This is a genomic window from Pseudomonas sp. LjRoot277, from assembly GCF_964253845.1.
GTDB lineage: Bacteria > Pseudomonadota > Gammaproteobacteria > Pseudomonadales > Pseudomonadaceae > Aquipseudomonas.
Genome location: NZ_CAXURI020000001.1, coordinates 1,751,537 through 1,778,069 on the forward strand (window position 1 = coordinate 1,751,537; position 26,533 = coordinate 1,778,069).

At 59.7% G+C, this 26,533-nt stretch carries 13 protein-coding genes and 2 pseudogenes; 4 read left to right on the forward strand and 11 right to left on the reverse strand.

What is annotated here, in order from left to right:
- Positions 1–73: 73 nt before the first annotated feature.
- From ACSQ87_RS08380 to speB, 3 genes are read right to left on the reverse strand one after another with little or no spacing between them, the layout of a single operon-like run.
- Complete coding sequence (locus ACSQ87_RS08380; protein ID WP_223432045.1) at positions 74–1,585, reverse strand: purine-cytosine permease family protein; 1,512 nt, start codon at positions 1,583–1,585, stop codon at positions 74–76.
- 54 nt (positions 1,586–1,639) lie between these two features.
- Positions 1,640–2,047: a YybH family protein gene (locus ACSQ87_RS08385; protein WP_223432046.1), complete on the reverse strand. Its 408-nt coding sequence runs from the start codon at positions 2,045–2,047 to the stop codon at positions 1,640–1,642.
- Positions 2,048–2,056: 9 nt separating this feature from the next.
- Positions 2,057–3,007, reverse strand: coding sequence for an agmatinase (speB, locus tag ACSQ87_RS08390; RefSeq protein WP_008153224.1), 951 nt, complete (start codon positions 3,005–3,007; stop codon positions 2,057–2,059).
- Positions 3,008–3,384: 377 nt separating this feature from the next.
- Here speB and ACSQ87_RS08395 point away from each other — a divergent pair, with 377 nt between their 5' ends.
- A complete protein-coding gene (locus ACSQ87_RS08395) occupies positions 3,385–4,281 on the forward strand; it encodes a LysR family transcriptional regulator (protein ID WP_008153227.1) in 897 nt (298 codons plus the stop codon).
- A 14-nt stretch (positions 4,282–4,295) separates the two neighbouring features.
- Entirely contained in the window at positions 4,296–4,889 is a 594-nt protein-coding gene (locus ACSQ87_RS08400) for a tRNA-uridine aminocarboxypropyltransferase (protein ID WP_223432047.1), read from the forward strand.
- Between the two features lie 151 nt (positions 4,890–5,040).
- Here the strand turns inward: ACSQ87_RS08400 and ACSQ87_RS08405 are convergent, their stop codons facing one another.
- The 3 genes from ACSQ87_RS08405 to ACSQ87_RS08415 form a co-directional block, all read right to left on the reverse strand.
- Positions 5,041–6,420 (reverse strand): HlyD family type I secretion periplasmic adaptor subunit, encoded by a 1,380-nt coding sequence (locus tag ACSQ87_RS08405; protein WP_223432048.1) that lies wholly within the window; start codon positions 6,418–6,420, stop codon positions 5,041–5,043.
- Between the two features lie 9 nt (positions 6,421–6,429).
- The gene (locus ACSQ87_RS08410) at positions 6,430–8,589 is read right to left on the reverse strand and encodes a type I secretion system permease/ATPase (RefSeq protein ID WP_223432049.1); all 2,160 of its coding nucleotides are present in this window, start codon (positions 8,587–8,589) and stop codon (positions 6,430–6,432) included.
- Between the two features lie 145 nt (positions 8,590–8,734).
- Positions 8,735–10,093: a TolC family outer membrane protein gene (locus tag ACSQ87_RS08415; RefSeq protein ID WP_223432050.1), complete on the reverse strand. Its 1,359-nt coding sequence runs from the start codon at positions 10,091–10,093 to the stop codon at positions 8,735–8,737.
- 596 nt (positions 10,094–10,689) lie between these two features.
- On the opposite strand from ACSQ87_RS08415, the gene ACSQ87_RS08420 reads away from it, so the two are divergent.
- Entirely contained in the window at positions 10,690–16,497 is a 5,808-nt protein-coding gene (locus ACSQ87_RS08420) for a retention module-containing protein (protein WP_436273580.1), read from the forward strand.
- A 206-nt stretch (positions 16,498–16,703) separates the two neighbouring features.
- Here ACSQ87_RS08420 and ACSQ87_RS08425 read toward each other — a convergent pair whose 3' ends face one another.
- Positions 16,704–19,361 carry a YncE family protein gene (locus ACSQ87_RS08425; protein WP_436273581.1) on the reverse strand — a complete coding sequence of 886 codons (2,658 nt, stop codon included), beginning with the start codon at positions 19,359–19,361 and terminating at the stop codon, positions 16,704–16,706.
- Positions 19,362–19,536: 175 nt separating this feature from the next.
- Positions 19,537–19,815 (reverse strand): annotated as a pseudogene (locus tag ACSQ87_RS08430) (EAL domain-containing protein); the annotation flags it as partial.
- On the opposite strand from ACSQ87_RS08430, the pseudogene ACSQ87_RS08435 reads away from it, so the two are divergent.
- A pseudogene (locus tag ACSQ87_RS08435) lies at positions 19,811–20,139 on the forward strand (type I secretion C-terminal target domain-containing protein); the annotation flags it as partial. The pseudogenes ACSQ87_RS08430 and ACSQ87_RS08435 overlap by 5 nt on opposite strands.
- 336 nt (positions 20,140–20,475) lie before the next feature.
- Here the strand turns inward: ACSQ87_RS08435 and ACSQ87_RS08440 are convergent.
- The 3 genes from ACSQ87_RS08440 to lapG form a co-directional block, all read right to left on the reverse strand.
- On the reverse strand, positions 20,476–23,649 hold the full coding sequence (locus tag ACSQ87_RS08440; RefSeq protein ID WP_223433668.1) for an Ig-like domain-containing protein: 3,174 nt from the start codon (positions 23,647–23,649) through the stop codon (positions 20,476–20,478).
- A gap of 141 nt (positions 23,650–23,790) precedes the next feature.
- On the reverse strand, positions 23,791–25,731 hold the full coding sequence (gene lapD, locus ACSQ87_RS08445; protein WP_223433669.1) for a cyclic di-GMP receptor LapD: 1,941 nt from the start codon (positions 25,729–25,731) through the stop codon (positions 23,791–23,793).
- A 22-nt stretch (positions 25,732–25,753) separates the two neighbouring features.
- Positions 25,754–26,461, reverse strand: coding sequence for a cysteine protease LapG (gene lapG, locus ACSQ87_RS08450; RefSeq protein WP_223433670.1), 708 nt, complete (start codon positions 26,459–26,461; stop codon positions 25,754–25,756).
- Between the last annotated feature and the right edge of the window lie 72 nt (positions 26,462–26,533).

Here is a 26,533-nt window from a genome sequence, read left to right on the forward strand (position 1 = left end):
GTCTATCAGTCACATTGATGTTGAATGTGCCGCCGTCTTCGCGAGCAGGCTCGCTCCCACAGGGGAAGCGGTTTCAAGCCGGCTGACGTAATTCAGATTTCGTGATGGTGCTGGCACCCTTGCTGCGTGGATCGTTTGGACCGAACACCGCGGCCGATTCCGGGAACAGGCTCAGCAGCGCCAGGTACACCAGCGACGCCAGGCCAAGGGTGACCGGCAAGCTGATGTCGATGCCGCCGGCCAGTTCACCGAGCGGACCCACGAACTGCCCCGGCAGGTTCACAAAGCACAAGCCCACCGCAGCACTCGGGATCCAGGCACCCAGCCCACGCCAGTTCCAGCCGTGCGTGAACCAGTAACGACCACCTTTCTCGCCGCGGGTGAACACTTGCAGGTCATCCGGGCAGTAGAAGCCGCGACGCACCAGCAGACCGATGATCATGATCACCATCCACGGGGTGGTGCAGGTGATGATCAGCACAGCGAAGGTCGATACGCTCTGCACCAGGTTCGCGGCGAAGCGACCGATGAAGATGAAGGCAATCGACATCACGCCGATCAGCAGCGTGGCCTTGACCCGCGACAGCACACGAGGGAACACGCTGGACATGTCCAGCCCGGTGCCATAGAGCGAGGTGGTGCCGGTGGACATGCCGCCGATCACCGCGATCAGGCACACCGGCAGGAAGAACCAGCTCGGCGAAACGGCCAGCAGGCCGCCGACGTAGTTGTTGGCGGCGATGTAGTCCGGTGCCTTGATCGCTACGATGGTGGCGGTGGCGAGGCCGAACAGGAACGGGATAAAGGTTGCGATTTGCGAGATCACCACCGCCGCCATGATGCGGCGCTTGGAGGTGTCACGCGGGATGTAACGCGACCAGTCACCGAGGAACGCGCCGAAGGAAATCGGGTTGCTCATCGCGACCAGCGCCGCGCCGATAAAGGCCGCCCAGAAACCCGGTTGACCCATGCTGACGGTGCCGGCGTAGTTCACATCGAACGGACCGATGAAGGCGAAGATGCCCAGCAGGAACAACAGACTGGCACTCCACACCGCGATCTTGTTGACCCACAGCAGGAAGCGGAAACCGTAGATGCACACGGTTAGCACCAGGATCGCGAACAGACCGTAGGCCAGGCCCAGGGTCAGGTCGGTTTCCGGAAGACCGATCAAGCGCTTGGCGCCACCGATCAGCGCATCACCCGAACTCCACACCGAGAGCGAGAAGAAGGCGATGGCGGTCAACAGCGACAGAAACGAACCGACGATCCGCCCGTGCACGCCGAAGTGCGCACCGGAAGACACGGCGTTGTTGGTGCCATTGATCGGGCCGAACAGGCCCATTGGCGCAAGGATCAGCGAGCCCAGCAACACGCCCAGCACAATCGCCCAGACGCCCGCCTGAAAAGACAGGCCGAACAGTACCGGGAAACTGCCGAGCACGGCGGTAGCAAAAGTGTTGGAACCACCAAAGATCATCCGGAACAAATCCGTCGGGCCTGCGGTGCGTTCACTGTCCGGGATCTGTTCGACCCCGTAGGTTTCAATGTGCGTAAGGCTTTGGTCTTTGTTGTTGTTATTCATGATCAGCTCCGATCATAAAGGCGCGCTCATCGTGTGTGAGCGTCACCTGTTTGGCTAAGGGGTTGGCAGCCCTTCCGGCATCGCGGACAAATGTTCGTGGCAGGCCAGCCATAGGCCTTGTTGTTGTCGGCGAAACACAATCGTCTCGCGCTCCTGGCTGAAGTGTTGCTCCCCTTGCATGCGCAGCTCGGTGGCCACGTCATGGATGAAAATCGCCACGTCACCCTGCAGGCTGACGAAGGCGTTGCTTGAGGTGCACGAGATCACCTCGAAGCCATCCTCCGAGCGCCAGGTGTCCCACAACGCCTGATAGGCATCGCGCGACAGCAGGGGCTGCTCGAGGGTGTAGAACACGAAGCTCGCGTCGGTGCTGAACGCACCGAAGTAGGCTTCGCGATCATTACGGGCGAAGGCGGCTACCAGATCGGCAGCGGCCTGGAGTACCTGATCACGTTCGTTCACGACCAATCCTCAGCGGTGGACTACGCCAGGCAGTACGCAGAGCATTTCGTACAGCAGGTTGGCGGCCAGCAGCGAGGTGTTACCGGTGGTGTCGTAAGCGGGCGAGACTTCTACCAGATCGCAACCGACCAGGTCGAGGCCTTGGCAGCCGCGAACGATTTCAATCGCCTGAATGGTCGTCAGGCCGCCGATTTCCGGGGTGCCGGTGCCTGGCGCCCACGCTGGATCGATGCCGTCGATGTCGAAACTCAAGTACACCGGACCGCCGCCAACTTTCTCGCGAACTTCGGCCATCAGTGGGGCCAGGGATTTGTGCCAGCACTCTTCGGCCTGAACCACACGGAAGCCCTGGTTGCGGCTCCAGTTGAAGTCGTCAGCGGTGTAGCCCTGAGCGCGCAGACCGATTTGCACCACGCGGTCCGGATCCAGAAGGCCTTCTTCGACAGCGCGACGGAAGGTGGTGCCGTGGGCGATTTTCTCGCCGAACATGTGATCGTTCACATCGGCGTGAGCGTCGATGTGCACCAGGCCGACCTTGCCGTGCTTCTTATGAATCGCACGCAGGATTGGCAGGGTGATGGTGTGATCGCCGCCGAGGGTCAGGGGGATCACATTGTGTTCGAGGATTTTGTGGTAGGACTCTTCGATGATCCGTACCGCGTCCAGCAGGTTGAACGTGTTGATCGCCACGTCACCGATGTCGGCAACCGACAGCGAGTCGAACGGTGCAGCGCCGGTGGCCATGTTGTAAGGGCGGATCATCACCGATTCAGCGCGGATTTCGCGAGGTCCGAAACGGGTGCCTGGGCGCAGCGAGGTGCCGATGTCCAGTGGGACGCCAACGAAGGCAGCATCCAGACCGGCAGCGGTTGGCACATGGGGAAGTCGCATCATGGTGGCGATGCCGCCGAAGCGCGGCATTTCATTGCCGCCCAGTGGTTGGTGAAGAATCTTGTCCACGGGTTCAGGCCTCATCTTTTTTGTATTAGGGGCCGATTCTGCGAAATGTAGTGGGCGGGAAGAATCGCTACGGACAAATACTTAGTTCAGATTTTTCTAAACTAATGGCTGGAGGGGGATTAGACTTTGCGGCATTGAGATTTGTGACCGGCTCAAGAACGACCCCTCACCCCAGCCCTCCCGAAGCGTCGGACCGCCCCAGAGGGGAGAGGGGGAAAGGGAGCCGATCTTCATCGTCTTCAAAACTGAGTTCGACTCGGTAGTTCAGCTCGCAGGATCCCGAGAGAACACCTCGGTCAGCTCCCTCTACCCTCTGGGGAGAGGGTTGGGGTGAGGGGTGTTTCCAACAGACAACACATCATCTAGCGGGAGCCCCCATGGCCAACGCATTACCCGACCTGAAACTTTTACGCATCTTCGTCAGCGTGGTTCGCCATCAGGGGTTTGCCAACGCCCAGCAAGAGCTCAACCTCTCGACCTCGGCCATCAGCACTTACATGAGCCAGCTCGAAGCCGCCCTCGGCCTGGTCCTCTGCCATCGCGGCCGCGGTGGTTTCAGCCTGACCAGCAAAGGCGAGCTGTTTCACCAGGAAACCCTGCGCCTGCTCGGCGAACTCGAAGGCTTCGAGCAATACGCTGCCGCCCTCAAGGGCGAACTGCGCGGCACCCTCAACCTGGGGGTGATCGACTCCACCGTCAGCGACAAGGCCTTGCCCTTCGCTGAAGCCATTGGCGCTTACAGTCAGGAACACCCGGCCGTGCATTTGCACCTCTCGGTGATGAGCCCTTACGAGCTGCAACTCGGCGTGCAGGACAACCGCCTCGACCTGGCCATCGGCGCGTTCTCCACGCGCATGAGCGGTCTGGTCTACATGCCGCTGTACCGCGAGCAACACTGGCTGTATTGCAGCAGTCGTCATCCGCTGTTCACCGAGCGGCGTATTCCCGAGCAAGTCATCACTCAGCAACGCATGGTTGGCCGCGGCTACTGGAGCCAGGCGGAACTGGCGCGCCACGGTTTCAAACACAGTGCGGCGACGGTGGAAAGTATGGAGGCGCAGCTGATTCTGGTGCTGTCCGGTGCCTACATCGGCTACCTGCCGGAGCACTACGCCCAGGCGTGGGCTGACAAGGGTGATTTGCGGGTGCTGCTGCCGGCGACTTTCGGTTATCAGGCGCCGTTTTCGATGATCGTGCGTCGTGGTCGCAGCCGCGAACCGCTGATCCAGACCTTCCGCGATTTGCTCAAAGCGCAACTGAATCAGGCCGCTTAAAGGAAAAAGACGCAATGTCCAGAATCCAATGTCCGCGCTGCCTGCGCCCGCAAACTCACTGTTTGTGCCCGCTGATTCCGAGCCTCGACAGCCGCACCCGAGTGCTGTTGTTGCAGCATCCGAGCGAAGTGAACCATGCGCTGAACACCGCGCGCTTGGCGGCATTGGGGTTGATGAATGCCGAGTTGATAGTGGGCGAGGTGTTCGAGGATTTGCCGGCATTGTTGAACCAGCCGGGTTATCAGGCGCGGCTGCTGTTTCCTGCCGATGATGCGCAGCCGTTGCAGGCTTATACCGCGTCAGATGAACCGCTTTTGCTGGTCGTCCCGGACGGCACCTGGCGCAAGGCGCGCAAGATGCTGCACCTCAACCCGCTGCTGGCGGCGCTGCCGAGGGTGACGTTGGCAGAGGGCGCGGTGTCGAGATATCGATTGCGCAAAGCACCGGGGCCGGGCGCGTTGTCGACGGTGGAGGCAATTGTTCAGGCGTTGCAGACCCTCGAAGCACCGAGCACTTTCGAACCGTTGCTACGACCGTTCGAAGCGTTGATCGAGGGGCAGATCGCAGCGATGGGGGAGGAGGTCTATCAGCGCAATCACAACAAATGACCACGTGTGGCGAGGGAGCTTGCTCCCGCTGGAGTGCGAAGCGCTCCCGAAACCTGCCAGCACGATATCCCTGATACACCGAGGTGTTGGGTTTGGGTCTGCTTCGCAGCCCAACGGGAGCAAGCTCCCTCGCCACAGGGATCGCGTCGGTTTAGCGTTCCCGCATCGCTTCGGTCCGGGCCTTGAGCACCGGTTTGAGCAAGTAATCCAACACACTTTTCTCCCCGGTAATGATGTCCACCGTCGCCACCATCCCCGGAATGATCAACAACGGTTTCACATCGCCGCCCAAATGGTTTTTATCCGTCCTCACCTGAATCAGGTAGAAGCTGTTGCCCTTGTCATCCGTAATCGTGTCCGCGCCAAGCAACTCCAGCTTCGCAGTCAACCCGCCATAAATCGTGTAGTCGTAAGCACTGAACTTGACCATCGCTTTCTGCCCCGGATGCAGAAACGCCACGTCCTGCGGCCGGACCTTGGCTTCGATCAGCAAGTTGTCTTCAATGGGCACGATTTCCACCATGTCGCTGCCTGGCTGGACCACGCCGCCGATGGTGTTGACCTTCAGCACTTTGATAATCCCGTGAACCGGCGACACCACCGTGGTGCGGGTTACGCGGTCATCGATAGCAATGCTCGATGCCGTGATTTTCGACAGGTCGGTGCGTTTTTCATTCAGCTCTTTCGCCGCGTCGGAGCGGAAGGATTGTTCCGACTCATCAATCTTGCTTCTGATCTCATTGATCGCCGATTCCGCACGGGGAATCGCCAGCGTCGTGGCGTTCAAGGAGCCGCGAATCTCCACCGCGCTGCGTTTGAGTCGCAAAATTTCCACCGGCGAAACCGCCCCCGTGCCCACCAGTGGCGCGGACATGTTCATTTCTTGTTGCAGCAGCGCCAGGCTTGAACTGAATTGGCCCTGTTTGGAGCGGAACTCCGCCAGCTCCTGGGTTTTTTGCCGAAGTTGCTCACTCAAGGTGCGCTGTTCGCTGGCCAGTCGACGTTGCCGTTGCTCGTACAGCGAGCGCTCGTCTTCGGCCACTTGCGGCGCCTTGGCGATCACTTCGGGGGACAGCTTGAATGGCCGGCCTTCCGCTTCGGCCGACAGCCGTTCGACCTGCGCGATCAGCGCATAACGATCCGCCTCGCTTTCGCCCTTGTTCGACAGGAATCGAGTGTCATCGAGGCGCAGCAAGGTGTCGCCCTTGTTCACCATTTGCCCTTCGCGCACGAAGATCTCAGTGACGATGCCGCCCTCCAGGTTCTGGATCACTTGAACCTTGCTCGACGGAATCGCCTTGCCTTCGCCCATGGTCACTTCCTGCAGCACCGCAAATTTGGCCCAGACCACCGCCGTGATAATCAGCGCGGCCGCCAGCCACACGGTGATCCGCGACCAGCGTGGTGAGTCCTGCAACGAGGCGCCGGCGGTTTCCGGCATGAATTCGCTTTCGGCGCTTTTGCTGAAGCTGCCAAAGTAGCCGCGCGGCTTCGAATCAGAGCGCGATGCGTCGGATGATGAACGGGCCATGGCTAGCTCCTAGACAGCCGCAGAGCCGACACGGCCCTTGCGCAGTGCATCGATGACCGCTTCTTTCGGACCGTCGGCGACGATCCGCCCGTTGTCCAGCACCACCAGCCGATCCACCAGGCTGAGCATCGAGGTGCGGTGGGTGACTAGCAGCAGGGTTTTGCCCTGGACCCAGCGGTGGAGTTTTTGTCGCAGAATGTCTTCGCTGCTGTTGTCCATGGCGCTGGTGGGTTCGTCGAGCAACATGATCGGCGGATCCAGCAACAAGGCACGGGCCAGCAACACCGCCTGACGTTGCCCGCCGGACAGCAGTTGTCCGCGTTCACCCACCGGCCGGTCGAAGCCTTGCGGATGCTGACGCGCCAGCTCGGTGACGCCGGTCAGTTCGGCGACTTCGAGCATCCGTGAATCGCTGATGTAGCGTGCCCCGAGGGTCAGGTTGTCGCGCAGGCTGCCGGCCAACAGCGGCAGGTCATGGGCGACGTAACCGATTTGCTGGCGCAGGTCGGCGACGTCCAGTTGCCGCAAGTCCAGGCCGTCGAGCAGCAACTGGCCTTCTTCCGGTGCGTAGAAACCCATCACCAGCCGCGCCAACGTACTTTTGCCTGAGCCGCTGCGACCGATGATGCCGATCCGCTCGCCGGGTTTTACGCTGAAGCTGATGTTGGCCAGGGCTGGACCGTTCTGGCCGTTGTAGTGGAACGTCACACTGCTGACGTCTATCGCGCCTTGCAGTTGCGTGCGTTCAAGCGGCCGTTGTTTGGCGTCGCGTTCCTGCGGCAAGGACATCAGCGCATCGGTGCTTTTCATGGTCAGTTGCGCTTGCTGATAGCGCGTGATCAAACCGGCAATCTGCCCCAGCGGCGCGAGCACCCGGCTGCCGAGCATGTAGGTCGCCACCAGCGCGCCGACGCTGAGGTTGCCGGCGATGATGCTGTAGACCCCGGCGACGATGGTTGCCATGCCGCAGAATTGCTGGATGAACAGCGTGCCATTGGTGGCCAGCGCCGAGAGGTTGCGCGCATGGCTGTCGAGGCGGGTGAGGGCGCCGTGGGTGCTTTCCCATTTATGCTGGCGTTCGCTTTCGGCGCTGCAGGCCTTGAGGGTTTCCAGGCCGCCGAGGGTTTCGATCAGCAGCGCCTGGCGTTCGGCGCCCAGGGTCAGGCTTTTCTGTACGGTGTCGCGCAGGCGCACCTGGATCACCATCGCGAAGATGATCGTGATCGGAAACGCCAGTACCGGAATCACCACCAGCCAGCCGCCGAGCAGGCCGATCACCACCAGCATCAGCACGGCAAAGGGCAGGTCGATCAGGCTGGTGAGGGTCACGGCGGTGAGGAATTCCCGCAGGCCCTGAAAGTCGTGAATGCTTTGGGCAAAACCACCGATGGTTGCCGGCCGCGCTTTCATCGCCATGCCGGTGATGCGTTCGAACAACGTGGCCGAAAGAATCACGTCGGTTTTCTTCCCGGCGGTGTCCAGCAGGTGCGCGCGCACCACCCGCAACACCAGTTCGAAACCGGTGCCGATCAGCAAGCCGATGGACAGCACCCACAACGTCGACGTGGCCTGGTTCGGCACCACCCGGTCGTAGGTCTGCATCACGAACAGCGGCACCATCAGCCCCAGCAGGTTGATCAGAAAACTCGCCAGAATCGCATCGCTGTACAACCACTTCGACAACTTCAACGTGTCGCGAAACCACGCCTCGACTCGCGGCACCAACGGCGCGCGCAAGTCTTCGAGTTCATGCCGTGGCCGCGCGAACAAGGCCTGGCCGCTGTAATTGGCGGCCAGCTCGTCCGTGCTGACCCATTGCTCACCGCCGTCGGCTTCGCTCGGCAAAATCAGCAACTGCCCGTCATCGCCCAAGCGTCGCAGAACGGCCGTACGGCCGTTCTTGAGGATCAGCATCACAGGCAGGTTGAGGGCAGAAATATCCGCCAGTTCCCGGCGCAGCAATCGCGCCTGCAAACTGGCCCGGGCCGCTGCGCGAGGCAGCAGATCCAGGCTCAAGCGTTGTTTGTTCAGGGGCAGCCCGGCACTCAGGCTGGCGCGACTGACCGTCGCGCCGTGGAGTTTGCAGAGAATCAACAGACCGTCCAGAAGCGGGTCATCGAAGCTCAGGCGCGGATCGACACCGATGTTGCCGGGTTCCATGCTGGTCACATTGATCGCTCCCGTTGCGCTGCGGCAATTGGCATAGGTATCTACACATCTCCCGGTAGGAGCTGCCGCAGGCTGCGATCTTTTGATCTTGTTTTTTTCAGGATCTAGATCAAAAGATCGCAGCCTTCGGCAGCTCCTACAGGGGTTACTTGAGTTCAGGCAAACGGGCTTCGTTTTTTACTTCCGTGGAGGCGATCGCATCGGCGGGCAACACCACCCGTTGTTTGCTCAGCAACTGACCCATGTTCGCCAGCACGCGGTACATCGAGAACTCCTCGGTGTAGCGCACTTCGGTGTAGCGGCGGTTGGCGTTGTAGAGCTCGTTTTCACTGTCCAGCAGGTCGAGCAGGGTGCGTTGACCGAGGCCGAACTGGTCCTGATAAGCCACGCGCACGCGTCGGCTGGTATCCGCGTATTCGAGGGCGGTCGGGGTTTGTTTCTTGGCATTGACCATGGCGTTCCAGGCCAGGTGAATGTTCTCGTTGAGTTGGCGCAAGGCATTGTTGCGGATGTCCATTGCCTGGTTGATCTGGTGCGCATTGGAGGCCAGGCGAGCCTTGTCGCTGCCACCGCGGAACAGGTTGTAGTTCATCACTACGCCGACTCGCCATTCGTTGTCGTGGCCTTCATCGCCCTGCACGTTGTTGTTCGCACCCACGGCGGCTTCGGCGTCGAAGCGAGGGTAGAACGGCGACTTGGCAACTTCGTACTGGCTCTCGGCCGATTGCACATCGGCCTGGGCGGATTTCAGGTACGGGTTGTTTTCCACCATGCCTTGCTGGGCTTCCTGCAGGGTGGCGGGCAGTTCGCCGCGAGTCGACGGCGGCGTTTCGAGCTCATCGGGCAGGCGCCCCACGACGGCGTAGAAGTTCGACTCGGCATCCGCCAGATTGACTTCAGCGGTATCGAGGTTGTTTTGCGCCAGTGCCCGGCGAGCGACGGACTGGTCGGCGTCGGCGGTGCTGCCGATACCACGCTGGGTGCGCAGACCGATCTGATCGTTGACCCGCATGTGAGCTTGCAGATTGTTCTTGGCCAAGGTCACCAGTTCGCGGTGCTTGAGCACATCGAGGTAGACCTCGATGGTGCGCAGGGCCAGATCCTGAGCAGTGCCCTGAGCGTAATAGGCCCGGGAATTGACCACGCCTTTGGTGCGCTGGACTTCGTTGGCGGTATTGAAACCATCGAAGAGCATCTGCCGCAGACGCAATTCCGATTGGGTGTATGTCAGGATTTCGGTGTGGTGATTGCCTAATGCCCGGGTGTTGGTGTTATCGCTGTACCCGCGCCCGTAGGCGGCATTCAGATCAACCGATGGGTAAAAGCCCCCCTTGGCGACTTTCACTTGCTCATCGGCCGAGAGGCGGCTGTCTACACGCGACGCCAGTTCCGGATGGGTCGCGATGGTGCTCTGGATTGCCTCCGTCAATGACATGGCTTGAGCCTGAGAAGTGCAGGCCATGGCCAACAGAATTGCGCTGCAGAGCGGGGTTAATACGCGCATGGGTGCCTCTCCCTGATTCCTAATGGTGCTTATTATTAGTCGCCAAATATTTGACGGCATTTATAGTGAAAACCGTTTCATGCTTGTAACAACAGAGCTAAGAACATTTTGGGGAAAACCATAGAAGAATTTTTCATAAGGCTTATGCCAAAAAAAACTTATGCGCTCCGCAAAATCCAGCACATTGTTCACTCCGAAAGCCCTTGATTTATGAGCGTTAGGGCGCTTGACAGGGCTTGAGGAAAGTTCCAAACCACATATCGATATAGGGCGGGGAAGTGCTGGAGGGGAGGGAAGCGGACGGTTTTGAGGTGACGGTTTTTTGTCACTTTGGTGGATCAAAACCGTTACGCATCGCTCAAAGGGCGACTTGTTGCGCAATTGGATCCCGATGCCATTGATTGCATAGGGTTTTTTATCCCGCAGCAGACACGTCGCCCGCGAGCGGCACGCTTGGCGAGAACGGCGCCAGGGCAGCGGCTTACTTCAAGTAATTGCTGCCAGCAGGCGATTCCGCCAGGCAACCCGTTGGAGCCAGGAGCACGTTCTTCGCAAAAACAGGATGCCGACAGCGGTTGGCAGCGGAGGAAGTGCACATGGCTACGCTCATCGGTATTGTCAGTAAGGTCATTGGTCAGGTGTTCGCGGTTGCGAGCGATGGCACCCGACGCGCGCTGGTCGAGGGGGACCGGTTATTCGCCGGCGATCAACTGGTCACCGGGGCCGAAGGCGCGGTGGCAGTGCATCTGCAGAATGGCCAGGAACTGACCCTCGGGCGTGGCAGCAGTATGGAGATGACGTCTCAGTTACTCGCGCATCAGGCACCCCATGTAGACACCGCTGAAGCGGTGACGCCGACTCAGGCGCAATTGACCGATGTCGAGCAACTGCAGAAAGCGATCGCTGCCGGCGACGACCCGACCCAGACTGCTGAAGCCACGGCGGCCGGGCCGGGTTCGAGCGGCGCACCTGGTGCACTGGGCGGCGGCCACACGTTTGTCATGCTTGAAGAGGTGGGCGGGCAGGTCGATCCGACCGTTGGTTTTCCTACCGCAGGTTTCAACGGCATTCCCGAATTTCCCCTGGAACGGCTGGCCGGAAACCCGGACAACGGCGACAACGGTGCAGGCGGTGCAGGCGGTGCAGGAGGGTCAGGCGATGTTCCTGTGGCACCGGTTCTTCCTTTGGCACCGGTTGTTCCTGATGTGCCGAACAATCCGGTCACCCTCACCGGTCTGTCGGTGACAGGGGGCGAACTGACCGTCAATGAGGCCAACCTGGCCGACGGTTCGGCCCCCAACCCTGGGGCACTGACCAAGACCGGCACGTTCAGCGTGTCGGCTCCTGACGGGCTGACCAGCCTGAGCATCGGAGGGATCAACGTGATCAGCGGTGGCGTTGCCGCAGGCTTCCCGCAATCGATCACCACCCCGTTGGGCAACACCCTGACCGTCACCGGCTACAACCCGGCCACGGGGGTTGTGAGTTACAGCTACACCCTCAACGACAATGAAACCCATCCGGACGGTGACGGCGCCAACAGCATCACCGAGAATTTCGGCGTCGTCGCCACCGATACGGACGGCAGTTCGGCGACCGGGCAAATCAACGTCAACATCGTCGATGACCTGCCGACCGCCAACTCCGACTCGACCGCGGTCGCGGAGGGCGGCACCGTCAGTGGCAACGTGCTGTTGAACGACGTTGGCGGCGCCGATGGCCTCGCCGTCGAGGGGACGGTGGTCGGCGTGCGTGCCGGTTCAGACACCTCGACCTCGGCCGTTGGCGGTCTGAACACTCAGATCAATGGCACCTACGGTTACCTGACGCTGGATGCCAACGGCAACGCCGTCTACCACAGCAACCCGAACGCCGTGAGCGGCCCCGGCGCGACCGACACGTTCACCTACACCGTGCGCGACGCCGACGGTGACCAAAGCACCACCACCATCACCATCGACGTGCACAACAGCAGCATCACAGCGGTCAGAGACAACGACGTGACCGTCTACGAAAAAGCCCTCGACCTGAACCAGGATGGCCAGGATCTGGCGCCCGGCACCGTCACCGGCAGCCTGCCGGGCAATACCGGCGAAACCGCCAGTGGCACCCTGGTCGGCTCCGTCACCGGTGCCACCGGCGCGATCACCTACACCCTGGTCGGCAGCGCCACCGGCACCTACGGGCAGATCTTGCTCAATCCCGATGGCTCCTACACCTACACGCTGACCTCGCCGCCAAGCACCACGCCGCAGGCGAACGACGGCGCCAACACCTTGAGCGAAAGCTTCACCTACCAAGCCACCGATGCCCTGGGCAACAGCACCACCAGCACCATCGTGGTCAACATCGTCGATGACCAGCCGACTGCTCATGCCGACGAGACTTCGGTCGCCGAAGGCGGCACCGTCAGTGGCAACGTGCTGTTGAACGACGTCGGCGGTGCCGATGGTCTCGCCGCAGGTAGTGCAGTGGTCGGTGTGCGTACCGGCTCAGACACCTCGACCTCGGCCGTTGGCGGTCTGAACACTCAGATCAATGGCACCTACGGTTACCTGACGCTGGATGCCAACGGCAACGCCGTGTACCACAGCAACCCGAACGCCGTGAGCGGCCCCGGCGCGACCGACACGTTCACCTACACCGTGCGCGATGCCGATGGCGACCAAAGCACCACCACCATCACCATCGACGTGCACAACAGCAGCATCACAGCGGTCAGCGACAACGACGTGACCGTCTACGAAAAAGCCCTCGACCTGAACCAGGATGGCCAGGATCTGGCGCCCGGCACCGTCACCGGCAGTCTGCCGGGGAATACCGGCGAAACCGCCAGTGGCACCCTGGTCGGCTCCGTCACGGGCGCGGTCGGTGCGATCACCTACACCCTGGTCGGCAGCGCCACCGGCACCTACGGGCAGATCTTGCTCAATCCCGATGGCTCCTACACCTACACGCTGACCTCGCCGCCAAGCACCACGCCGCAGGCGAACGACGGCGCCAACACCTTGAGCGAAAGCTTCACTTACCAAGCCACCGATGCCTTGGGCAACAGCACCACCAGCACCATCGTGGTCAACATTGTCGATGACCTGCCGACCGCAAACCCCGACGCGGTCTCGGTAGTGGAGGGCGGCACCGTCAGTGGCAACGTGCTGTGGAACGACGTCGGCGGCGCCGATGGCCTCGCCGCAGGAGGCGCGGTGGTCGGTGTGCGTGCCGGCTCAGACACCTCGACCTCGGCCATCGGCGGCCTTAACAGCCAGATCAATGGCACCTACGGTTACCTGACGCTGGATGCCAACGGCAACGCCGTCTACCACAGCAACCCGAACGCCGTGAGCGGCCCCGGGGCGACCGACACGTTCACCTACACCGTGCGCGATGCCGACGGTGACCAAAGCACCACCACCATCACCATCGACGTGCACAACAGCGCCATCACAGCGGTCAGCGACAACGACGTGACCGTCTACGAAAAAGCCCTCGACCTGAACCAGGATGGCCAGGATCTGGCGCCCGGCACCGTCACCGGCAGCCTGCCGGGCAATACCGGCGAAACCGCCAGCGGCACCCTGGTCGGTTCGGTCAGCGGCGCGGTCGGTGCGATCACCTATACCTTGGTCGGCAGCGCCACCGGCACCTACGGGCAGATCCTGCTCAATCCCGATGGCTCCTACACCTACACGCTGACGTCGCCGGCCAGCACCACGCCGAACGCCAATGACGGGCCGAACACCCTGAGCGAAAGTTTCACCTACCAAGCCACTGACGCCCTGGGCAACAGCACCACCAGCACCATCGTGGTCAACATCGTCGATGACCTGCCGACCGCTCATGCCGACGAGGCTTCGGTCGCTGAAGGCGGCACCGTCAGTGGCAACGTGCTGTGGAACGACGTCGGCGGTGCCGATGGTCTCGCCGCAGGTAGTGCAGTGGTCGGTGTGCGTGCCGGCTCAGACACCTCGACCTCGGCCGTTGGCGGTCTGAACACTCAGATCAATGGCACCTACGGTTACCTGACGCTGGACGCCAACGGCAACGCCGTGTACCACAGCAACCCGAACGCCGTGAGCGGCCCTGGCGCGACCGACACGTTCACCTACACCGTGCGCGATGCCGATGGCGACCAAAGCACCACCACCATCACCATCGACGTGCACAACAGCGGCATCACAGCGGTCAGCGACAGCGACGTAACCGTCTACGAAAAAGCCCTCGATCTGAACCAGGATGGCCAGGATCTGGCGGCGGGCACCGTTACCGGGAGTCAGCCGGGCCTCACGGCTGAAACCGCCAGTGGCACCCTGGTCGGCTCCGTCACCGGTGCCACCGGTGCGATCACCTACACCCTGGTCGGCAGCGCCACTGGCACCTACGGGCAAATCCTGCTCAATCCCGATGGCTCCTACACCTACACGCTGACCTCGGCGCCCAGCACCACGCCGCACGCCGACGATGGCGAGAACACCCTCAGCGAAAGTTTCACTTACCAAGCCACCGATGCCTTGGGCAACAGCACCACCAGTACCATCGTGGTGAACATTGTCGATGACCTGCCGACCGCCAACCCCGACGCAGTCTCGGTAGCGGAGGGCGGCATCGTCAGTGGTAACGTGCTGGCGAACGACTTCGGCGATGCCGATGGGGGTGGGGTGGTCGGCGTGCGTGCCGGTTCAGACACATCGACCTCGGCCATCGGCGGCCTGAACAGCCAGATCAATGGCACCTACGGTTACCTGACGCTGGATGCAGCGGGCAACGCGGTCTATCACAGCAACCCGGACGCCGTGAACGATCCCGGTGCGACCGACGTGTTCACCTACACCTTGCGCGATGGCGATGGCGACGAGAGGACCACCACCATCACCATCGACGTGAACAATAGTTCGACGTTGACGGACCCAGTCATTGCGAACGCGCCACCGGTGGCGGTCGATGACCACATCATCACCAACGTGCTGTCGGGCAGTGTCGTGGTGCCAGGCGAATTGTTGCTGGCCAACGACACCGATCCGAATGGCGATCCGCTGACCGCGTCGCCGACAACCGTCAACACCGGTTGGATTGCCAAAGGCGCGGACTTCACCGGCACCATTCAAAACTTCAGCTTCATCGGCGGTAACGAGCAGGCGGTGACCCTCGCCCGCAGTGCATTCGTCGCCAATACGGCAGCCATGACGGCGGTGTTGGTCGTCAGCGGGGCGCTGGGACCGGTAAGCAGCAACACCCACGATGACGACCGCATCACCGTCGACCTCAAACAGGGTGAAACCCTTAACCTGGATCACAATCTGGCGGCCGGTCATATCGCCATGGAGTACTCAATCAACGGCGGCGCATGGATCGCCCTCGCGGACGGGCAAACCCTCACCGCAACGTCGGACAGCACCTACCAGATCCACATCACCAACATCGACAACGGTGGTCCGGGCAACAGCGGGCAGGGGGCGGAAAACTACGAGCTGACCATGACCGTCAACTACGCCGGAGCCCACATCACGCCAGATGCCCACGGCACCTACACCGCCAGCGACAGTCATGGTGGCAGCGACAACGCCGCCGTGACCATCACCTATCAGGACGGCCACACCCTCACCGGCACGGCGGGCGACGATGTACTGGTGGCGGGCACCGGCAACAACGTCATCAACGCAGGCGACGGCAACGACGTGCTCACAGCAGGTTCCGGCAACAACGAAATGCACGGCGGCGCCGGCAATGACTTGCTGTACAGCGGTGCGGGCAACGACCTGCTCGACGGCGGCACCGGCGTCGACACCGCGAGCTATGCCCACGCCACCGCCGGGGTTACGGTCAATCTGGGCGTGCTCGGGGCGCAGAACACTGCGGGCGCCGGGACCGATACCCTGACAGCAATCGAAAACCTGACTGGCTCGAACTTCAACGACAGCCTCACCGGCGATAACCACAGCAACATCATCAACGGCGGCCTGGGTAACGACATGCTCAACGGTGGGGACGGCGACGACTTCCTGATCGGCGGGCTGGGCAACAACACCCTCACCGGCGGCAGCGGTGCCGACACCTTCCAGTGGCTCAAAGGCAACAGCGGCCACGACGTGGTCACCGACTTCACGCCGGGCATCGACAAACTTGACCTGTCGCAACTGCTGCAAGGGGAAAACAGCACTGCGGCGTCGCTGGATGATTACCTGCACTTCAAAGTCACCGGCAGCGGCGATTCATTGGTCACCAGTATCGACGTCAGCGCCATGGCTGGCGCCGCGCCGAATCAAACCATCGACCTGGCGGGTGTGAACCTGGCCAGCCATTACGGCGTAACGCCGGGGGCGGGCGGCGTCATTGCCGGTGGCGCCGACACGGCAACCATCATCAACGGCATGCTCAACGACCATTCGTTGAAGGTGGATACGGTGTGACCTGAAACGACAAAACCCGCCATTCCTGTGTAGGGAATGGCGGGTTTTTATTGGCTTTGACGAAGGCTCTTAAGCATTGATCGTTCCCGCAGAGTGGGGAACGATCATTAAGTAATGGTAAATAAATGCGTCCCCTTTCCCCCGTCCCCTTTTCCCTACCACTTTCTTCCAAACATCTGGTTCTGGACTTATCGTGGGTTGCTACTTTAATTCCCGACAACCAAAACATTGTTGTCCGTGAAATTGCAGATATAGACGCGAGTGCTGTCCGAGCTGAAGGCTACACCTCTAGGGTCGCGGCCGACCGGGATGCGACGGACGCTAAAGGTCGTGGTATCGACTATCACGATGGCCTTGCCGTTATTCCACTCACTGGCACAGAGAGACTTGCCATCCGGACTGAGCGCCAAGTGCCACGCGCCAATTCCGATTGGGATGTTGTGAATGACTGCATGGGTACGGGCATCGATCACCACGAGCAGGCTGCCTTCTGTCCTGACGGTATAAATGCGAGTGCCGTCCCGGCTGACCACGATGCCGTGCGGATTGGACCCAACCTCGATGTTGCTGACCACGCCAAAGGTGCTTGTATCAATCACCGAGACCGTTCCGCTGGAGCCGCCAGTGCCATTTGCGTTGGCGGCATAGACACGACTACCGTCCGGGCTGACAGCGACTTCAAGTGCGTACTTTTGAAGGACTATGGTGTGGAGGGTCTCGAATCGAGCCGTATCGACTACCGCCAGCCTATCGTTGGGAAAGCTGGTAAAAGGATAAACCATGCTACAAACATAGGCACGAGAGCCATCCGGGCTTATGGCAATGCCAAATGGAGTAAGACCATGGAATGGGACGTTGGCAATAATGTCGAGGTTGGTGGTATCGACTACGGTCAAAAGATGGTTAAGAGACCCGGCGCCACCCCGGGTGATATAGACGCGGCTGTTATCCGGACTGACTGCAACACCGCACACATTCCCCCCTAGTGCAATGGAGCCAATCACTTGGTGAGTGGCGGTATCAACCACCGTGAGTGCGCCATAGTTAGGGGAATGTGATGTACCGACGATATAAGCTCGGGTGCCGTCGGGGCTAATTGCGATGTTGTAAGGGTAGGGAATTCCCGTAATGATCCCCTCTGATTCTTGTGGTCTGACGGTCGCAACGCCAGTCACGGTCTGGTTTTCATGCAGAGCAGTCAAGGAATAAGCGCCGGGCACCGTGTGCCCCTTCACCCCGTTTACAGTGATCTTTCCATCTTTGTCGGTGACGAAGCGGCGGCTGCCCCCGACGTTGTCGCTGAAAGTAAAATCTTTTGGCAAGGACAGTTCGACGGTTTCGCCGGGTAGATCCACGCCATTCTTCGCCAGCGCCAGACTGACTGTAAACCGGCCTGCCGGGGCGAGGGTGTAGGGGTCATTGTCAAAGGTCAGGGTCTCTACCGGGGCCGAAATCCTGAGCCGTAACTCGGGTGAGCGTGTCAGCGATCCTTTGCGGATTAGAACCCAGCGCAGTCTGAGGTTTCTGCCCCGATGTGCTTTGAGCAACTTGGGGCTAAGCGTGAAGTTGGCGCGCTTGTTCTGGTTCAACTTGACCGTCGCAAACTCCGGTGTGCCTGGAAGTGCATTGAGCGCCTCCAACCGCGCTTCGTCGCCCTCTTGAGCGGTCAGGTGTTCGACTCGAACCGTCACCCCTTCCGGATAAAGAGATGAATCAATCGGGTTCTTGGCTGGTGCGACCAGAAACGGTGCCTTCAGCTCAACCTGTGCATTACCTGTCACCATGACTGGCGTTGAGTAAGAGCGTCCCAGTTCCCGGCCATTTCTCAATTGCTTGTAGTACACCCATATCTGCCAACCACTTGCGTCGGCAAAGTAGCTATTGTTCAGTGACAACTCGGGAAAATGCGGGACGACTTTCACCTCCCTTGTCACCACCAAGGTCACGTCCTTGTCATCCGCGTTCCGGTAGGTGCAGGTCAGTTCCAGTGTGTCGCCTGTGGCCCATGGCGTGCGGATATGTACCTTGGCGATCACTGGTTGACCATTGAGTTCACCCAGGTCGATGGTGTCTGGCCCGTGTTGGGGGCTGAGGACGGGTTTGTCGAACCAGTTGCCCTTGAGGTTTACCCACAACGGGATGTTCACTGAGTACGGTTCCGGGGCAGGACCGTTGCCGATCCAGTCCTTGACCGTATAGGAGAAGGGAACTGCCGTCCCCTCGCCAGCGGCAACAAGGGCGGCATTGTCCACCAGAATCGGTAGCGGATTCTGGTGAGAAGTTTGCGCAGCTTCTTCGACGCTCACACTGTGTTCGATGACATGGCCGTTGCAATTGAACAGGATCGTGTCGAACGCCCTCATCAACGGGTAAAACACGTAAAACCAGACCCCGCGCTGGGCCAGTTCCGGCCCTACGCCGTACTTGGCGGCGTCCTCGACCTGGATCATCAATTGCGAATTCACGCCATCGCCCGGCTGGTCATCCCGCCCACCCGGCCCCTCCCGGTGAAACCATGCCTGCAGGTCCTCAGAGGTACCGATGTTTTGCGAACCGTTGGTGACGGCGTAGTGGATGAGGTTCCGGCCTTCGCGCAGATAGTCCGCCGGGATTTGGAGATTGGCGGGTTTGTTTTCATCTCCTGGGTTCAGGTAGGTGTGGAAATCGACCTTCAGCTTGTTCACGTACAAAGTGATGGTCTGGCCCTGCTGGCTACCGGGAAAAGGGTCCACGACAGCTAAGTATCCGGAGTCCATCTTTGCGAGAATCGGGATGCCGCACTGTGCGTTGATCCCTCCAGGCACGGTGGTTTCCATGCCCTCGATCCTGACCAGATCCAACTTGAGAATCTCTGCAGCTGTCATGGCGTTACTCCTTGTCCGAGGTGCCCACGAGTTAAAAGCAAAGGGCGACGATGAGCGTCATGACACCTGATGTCGGATGATTTGCCTACTGTCAAATGTGACAGGTGGCGACAGGTTTAGGACGAACGGTCGAACCCCTTGCATCGGCTCCGGCGGCCCAATCAAACGTCCCATCAAGCTTTTTATTACTCTGCTCATCAATGTGACGGACGTACGCACCGTCGATTTTCAAATAGGCCAGACCTAATTGAGTCAGGTTGCCGATCTGGCCGAAGCTGCCGCCGAAATGCTGCAGACCGATGCGGTAACCGGTGTTGAGCAGGCTATGACTCAGGCGTTGCAGTTCTTCCTGAGGTGGCAGTTGGCGTTCGTCGATTTCCAGAATCAGCAACGGCGCGAGTTCGGGCAGCGATTCGAGCATGTCGAGGATGTGTTGCAGCTGCACTGGATCCTTCCAGTGGCTCAAAGGCAACAGCGGCCGCCGGGCACCGACAAACTCGACCTGTCGCAACTGCTGCAAGGGGAAAACGGCACCGCAGTGGATGATTACCTGCACTTCAAAGTCACTGGCAGCGGTGCCTCATTGGTCACCAGCATCGACGTCAGCGCCATGGCTGGTGCCGCGCCGAATCAGACTATTGATCTGGCGGGTGTGAACCTGGCCAGCCATTACGGCGTAACGCCGGGGGCGGGTGGGGTGATTGCCGGTGGGCACGATACGGCGACGATTATCAACGGGATGTTGAATGATCATTCGTTGAAGGTGGATACCGTGTGATCTGAAACGACAAAACCCGCCATCCCCGTAGAAAGGGATGGCGGGTTTTTTGGTGTTTGAGGGTTCGTCGTTCAGTTCGGAATCCATCCCTCACCCTAACCCTCTCCCGGAGGGAGAGGGGACTGACTGTGCGTGGCTCAAGTTATGAAACACACTCAAAAACCTGAGTTCCACACGATTTTTTCAGGTCGGTGTAACTCGACCAAACAACTTGGGCCGGTAGATAAATGCGTCCGCTTTTCCTCTTATGGCTGCCTACCCCAGATACTGAGGGAGACAGCCGTCGCGGATTAACGTTTTGCGTATCAAGATCACGACCGGCTTGGGGCTGGTAAGTTATGTTGTCAGTAAAGCGAACGCTCCCGAGCGGGTGGTGAACCATGCGTTTCCTTGATAATTGATGAATGGAGGTGCGCTTTGTCCGTATACGTGTGAGAGGGATGCGCCTCCTATGGCGCTCCCGCCAGAGGAGAAGCACATAAGTCCTTCATGCATCTTGCCACCCTGTGGGTTTACTACATAGGTCCGCGCTATCCACCCGTACATCTGGTAATGAGGTGGGTTGCTTACTTTGGGATAATCTATGCCTTCCGTTCGGGGGAAAAAGCGCAGGTTGGGATTTGGATACATGCCATATGTACGGCTGAACGCTGTGGTAATTTTGCTGGTTACGTCGTTTAAGGGGTACAAATTTATGTGACCCTGGGATCGGGCCCATGCTGTGGCTTGGTCGCCTGTTAACAGCGCGCTGTTTAATACGATTCTGTATACGTTTGTAACCCGGACATTGTATTCGGCAGATTGCCCGGACGCGTCTAGCACTTTTATGCTGGCGGTTCCGTTGCGCCGGCCGGTGACGCTTCCATCTCCAGAAACCTGCACGATGGTGGGATCGCTCGATTGGTAGGTATATACGGGTGTTCCGGACGTTGGTTGCCGGATTTTGGTATTGTTTTCGATGGTGTTCCCACTTTCTACCCACCCATTCACGTAAACTGCGACGCCATCCAGGATCATGGTGGACGTGTCGACGACGAAGGGGCGGGTTACCGTCAAGGTGCGTGGCGGCGTCGACACCGGGTTACTGCCATACAGCCCTTTGGCGGTGAAGCTATGTGCCGCCACGGTGAGGCCGGTGACCTGCTTGGTCCAGTCGCCGCTGGCGTTGACTTGTGCCGTCCCCTGGGACGTCGTCCCATCAAAAATCTCCACTTGCAGATTCCCCGTCGCTTTGCCCGCCAGGGTCACGGTGGTGTCGGTGGTCGTGCCATCCTGAGGGATCTCAATATTCTTCGTATCCTTCACGGAATTGATGGTCGGTGTGATGAGCGCGACTGCCTTGACCCTATAGACCTGTTCCGGAAACTTTGTAGCTGTCTGCGTATTGGGCACACCATCCAAGTTCACCCTCAAAAGGATGGTCAGTTCACTGCCATCCTCCAGCGTGTTTAACCACGTAAACGGTACCAGTCGAGTCAGTCCCGACGCCGAGTCATGAGGTTCTCCTTTCATGTCGTTAAAAACAATAGCTCTGCCATTGGCATCAAACCCCTTGTACTCCAACCAGACATTTTGCCTCGGCACCTGACCCGGCCACTCGCCTACCCGTAGCTGATCCGTAGCCTGCAGTAGGGTCACATCCAGTTCCTGCCCTGATGCACGGTCTATGGTTGGAGTTGGCAAGCGCATATCCCCATCCGCAATTTTCAGCACACTCAATTTCACCACCGGTGACCTCCCTGCCTGCCCGCCACCCCGATTCAGATTCCACCGCGGCTCAAACACCTTTCCGTGCCGGGCCACCAGAAACGCTTGAGTCAAGAGAGTATTGACGCGCTTGTTGCTGTTGAACGCTACCAACGGAAACTGCGGTGAACCCGCCGGCGCATTGACCTCGACCAATCGCGCCCGGTCACCGTCCAGAGCCCCGAGGTATTCAATCCGGACCGTCACCCCTTCCGGATAGGCCAATACATCAATTGGACTGACCGCCGGCCTGACCAGAAACGGTGGCTCCAATACAATTTGCGCCACGTCGCCAAACATCAATTGCAGCAGTCGCGAAAACACCTCCACCTCTCCCGGGTTAGTCACCGTGCATTGCACGGCCAAAGGGGTGCTGGCGTAGGGGGCGATGTATTTGGCAGGCACCTGGAAGATGACGGGTTGTGTTGGGTCGACGACGATCTGTTGGAAAATGAACAGCGCCTTAATCCCGTCCTGATCGGTGGTTTGCCAATGAAGTTTGACGATCGCGCCTTTTTTCAAGGGCCAATATTCAGCGACCCGCACCGTGGCCGTGGCGGTGTCGACCGGTAGTTTGTTGTCCACCAGCGGATCGACAATCGGCAGGCCCAGTGGCTGGGACGTGCCAGTGAAGGTGGCATCGGCGGGTTTCGAGCGCTGAGTCTTGCCTGCTTTGGTCAATCTGTAGGTGGCTCGCGCCGAACCTCCAATCAGGTTGCGTACCCACTCATTCAATACCGGAAAGTCCACTGTTCTGCTCGCTGCAGCCAGCGTCACGCTGAAGGTGTGGGTGACGGGGTCGCCACCTCGGGTGAGCCCTTCCAGGGTTAGCTCAATCAGATCATTTTTTGCAAATACCCCGGTGACCAGGATCACCATGGCTTCGCCCGCAAGCCCATCGTGATGCACCACGTTGTCGGGATCGGCCCGTTCAAAGATCGGTGCGGCCAGCAACACCACACCGGGTTTGAACGTGAGGATGAGTGCATCCGACCAGCCGCTGGAGTTTTCCACCACGTCGAACACTTCCCAGCGCACCACCAGACTGTTGGTGGGTGCCAAAGTGGCGAGCATTTCCGATGTTAGTTCAAAGACAACATCCCCCAATACGGTGACGGTGGTCTCCAGGAGCAGAGACCCGAAGGCAAGCACCACCACGTCACCGATGGATTGATTGAAGTACTCCAGAACGGTCACGAACATGCCGTCATTGATCACTGTCTGATCGACGACGCTTTCCGAGGCTACGGGCAACTTGAGGCCCTGGTTGAATGGCTTACCACCGTCAGTGTCCGCTTCGCCCGGTGCTGGATGTTTGTAAAACATCTGAACAGGAGGCGATCCTTCGGAGGGATTGCCGCTCACGCGCTGAACCTCGAACCAGAAGTCCTTGTTCCCAAGGTTCAGAAACTTGGCTTCCATGTCTTTGGCGGAAATATAAAAAGGAATGTTTTTCGCGTTACCTTCAGCATCGAAATGCGCTTCGGTGACCGAAAATGCGGCGACGGGCGCGTTTTTTGTTTCGATGTAAACCTTGATGTTGTCGCCGATGGCCATATTCAGATAGGCCAGGATGTAAACCAGCAATCCATCGCGGTCGCCGTATACCATGTTGATGTTGATCCCCAAGGCACCGTCGTTCTGCGGTTTGAAGCCGGGCGGGTAGGGTGGATCGACAGCCAGTACGCCGATGCCGCGATCGGGCGGGAATACAACGATTTGTTGGTTGGAGGCAGGGCCAGCGTTTGTCATTGGGCTGTTCATGAATGTGTACCTTCCATAAGAGGCGCCCGGCTTCCCGAATGGGCGGCACCGATACGGTCAGATTAGATAACGCGCTCCAGCCTCTGCCTACTGTCATATATGACAGGTAAACCCACGTTTAAGACGAACGGTCTAACCGCATTACATCGGCTCCGGCGGCCCAATCAACCGGCCCATCACCCCAAACAATCCCAACTCCCGGATCACCTCCAGCTCCCCTTTGGTCTCCACCATTTCCGCAATCAACGGCAAATCAATGCTGTTGGTCGCCCGAAAAATAGCCTCGATGAACAGCTTTTTATCACTCTGCTCATCAATGTGGCGGATGTACGCACCATCGATTTTCAAGTAAGCCAGCCCCAGTTGAGCCAGGTTACCGATCTGGCCGAAGCTGCCACCAAAATGCTGCAGACCGATGCGGTAACCGGTGTTGAGCAGGCTGTGGCTCAGGCGTTGCAGTTCTTCCTGAGGTGGCAGTTGGCGTTCGTCGATTTCCAGAATCAGCAACGGTGCGAGTTCGGGCAGCGTTTCGAGCATGTCGAGGATATGTTGCAGCTGCGCTGGATCGCGCAGGGTGCTGCCGGACAGGCTTAACGCCAGGGGCCAACGATTGACGATGAGGTAGTCGAGGGTGGCTTCGAGCATGGCCAGGTCGAACCGGGCCGACCAGCCGAGTCGCTCGATCCACGGCAGGAAGTGCCCGGCGGCAATGGCCTCGCCCTGTGGGTCGAGCAGGCGCGCGAGGACTTTGTGATGCAGCACCTGGCTGGTGTCGGCGCATTGCACCACCGGCTGGAAATACAGTTGCATCTTGCCTTGGTTCAGGGCGTCGTCGATCCAGGTTTGCCAGTCGTTTTGGGACGGGTTCGGCGCGGTGATGGAATCGGCCAAGTGAACCCACGGGCGCTCGGGATGTTGCCGGGCTTCGGTCAGCGCCTGATCCAATCGGGTCAGCACGTCACTGGCCGGTTCACCGGGATGGTAAGGGGCGATCCCCAAATGCGCCACCGGCATGGCGTCGCTGGCGCCGGTCAGGCGCAGGTTTTCCAGGGTGGCGCTGATTTCGCAGGCCAGGCGTGCGGCGTCAGTGCTGTCCAGGCCTGGCGTCAGCAGGCTGAATTCACCGCCGCGATTACGCGCGGCTAGCCAGGTGCGACGTTCCGGTGGCTGGGTCAGGCGTTTGAGCAATTCGCCGACGGCGCTGATCAGCGCATCGGTGCGCTGGCCGCCCAAGCGTTGGTTGAGACCGACCAGATCGTTGATTCGCAGCATCAGCAAATGGCCGTCGCTGCTCTGCTCGGAGACCAGCAACTCGTCGGCCAACTCTTCATCCAGCAAGCGTCGATTGGCCAGGCCTGTAAGGCTGTCCTGATAGGACTCGACCCGCAGTTTTTCACTGCGTGCGACCTCTTCGGCGAACAGCGCCTTGAGCTTCTCGACCATCTGATTCATGGCCAGTACCACGCGTTTCAACTCCGGTGTGCGCGGCAGTTTCGGCAGGCTGAGGAACTCGCGTTTGCTGATGGCTTCGGCTTGTTTGACCATCGTGTCGAGTGGACGAAATTGCCGGCGCAGCAACCAGCCACCAAACACGGCGCTGAGCAGGCCGCACACCAGCAACCAGATCAGGCTGCCGAGGGTGCTGTCCCAGAGTTTGGCCAGGGCGAACTGCGGATTGCTCAACACTTCGACCCGTGCCGCCTGCACCCAGCCGCGCATGATCAGCGCTTCGCCACCGGGTGGGTGGAGGTTGACCAAGTTCACAAACCAGCCGGGAACGCCGTCGATTTGTCCCGGCGCGCTGCGCTCTACCAGCACCTGCGCATCCTCGATGTTGATGATCCGAATGCTGCTGAAATAACCGCTGTCGAAAATCGAGCTGACCATTAATTCGATCATGGCCGGGTCATCGATTTGCGCCGTCAACGACAAACCCAACGCGGTGGCGGCGTCCTGGGCGTGGGAGCGCAACTGGCCGAGCATCTGGTCGCGAGAGCTTTCCAGACTGACAAAAAAATTGCCGCTGAACGCCACCAGCAAGAACAGGCAAATGGCGAGAAACAACTGTTTACGCAGTGACATGAATCACTCCTTGCTCAGGTGGCTAGCCGTCACCCACGGCGAACCCTTCAGCCTGCATCTTTTTTAGTACGTCCTGCCAGCGCGACAGTTTTTTCGAGTCGCTGCTGCGTTTGCCGCCATTGGCTCCCGGCAAGTAAAGGCCTTCTGCGTTGAAGGCGTACACCGGTAGCAAGTCTTTGCGTTGGGAGGCGGGGCGGACCTCGCCGATCAAGTTGTCCAGCACCAGCGGATCGGCCGTGGGGCTGTTGTAGAAAGTCAGCACCATGTGCGCCTGGTTCTGGGTCAGGGCTTTCACGTAGGTGATGCGTAGTTTTTCGCTGGGAATTCCCAGGTAGCGCAGGCTGAAATATTTCGCCAGTGCGTAGTCCTCGCAGTCAGCGGCACCCTTGATCAGGGATTCGACGGGCGTGGCCCAGTAATCGGTCTGATGCCAGATGCGGGTGTCGTCCAGAAAGTTCAGTTGCTGATTGAAGAAGCGATTGACCGCGTTCAGTTGCTCGCGTTCGGGGGCGTTGACTTCGCTACTGAGCATTTGACTCCAGGCCTCGATCCTTCCCCGTCCCGGGCCGAGGGTGCCGTAGCGATCTTCAGCGGTTTGCAGAATCTGCGTAAAACTCCAGTTAGCCCAGACACTGCCCAGCCCGGCCAACAGAAAAGTGATCAGCAACAGCCATCCGCCGAGCCGAAGTCGGAGCGTTGACCATCCTGGACTACGCAGACTGCGGGACATGTCTGGCCGCTCGGGTGCAGATGCCTGAAGTCTAGGCGGTGTTTATTGAAAGGGAGGGTTGATCGTCGGGTT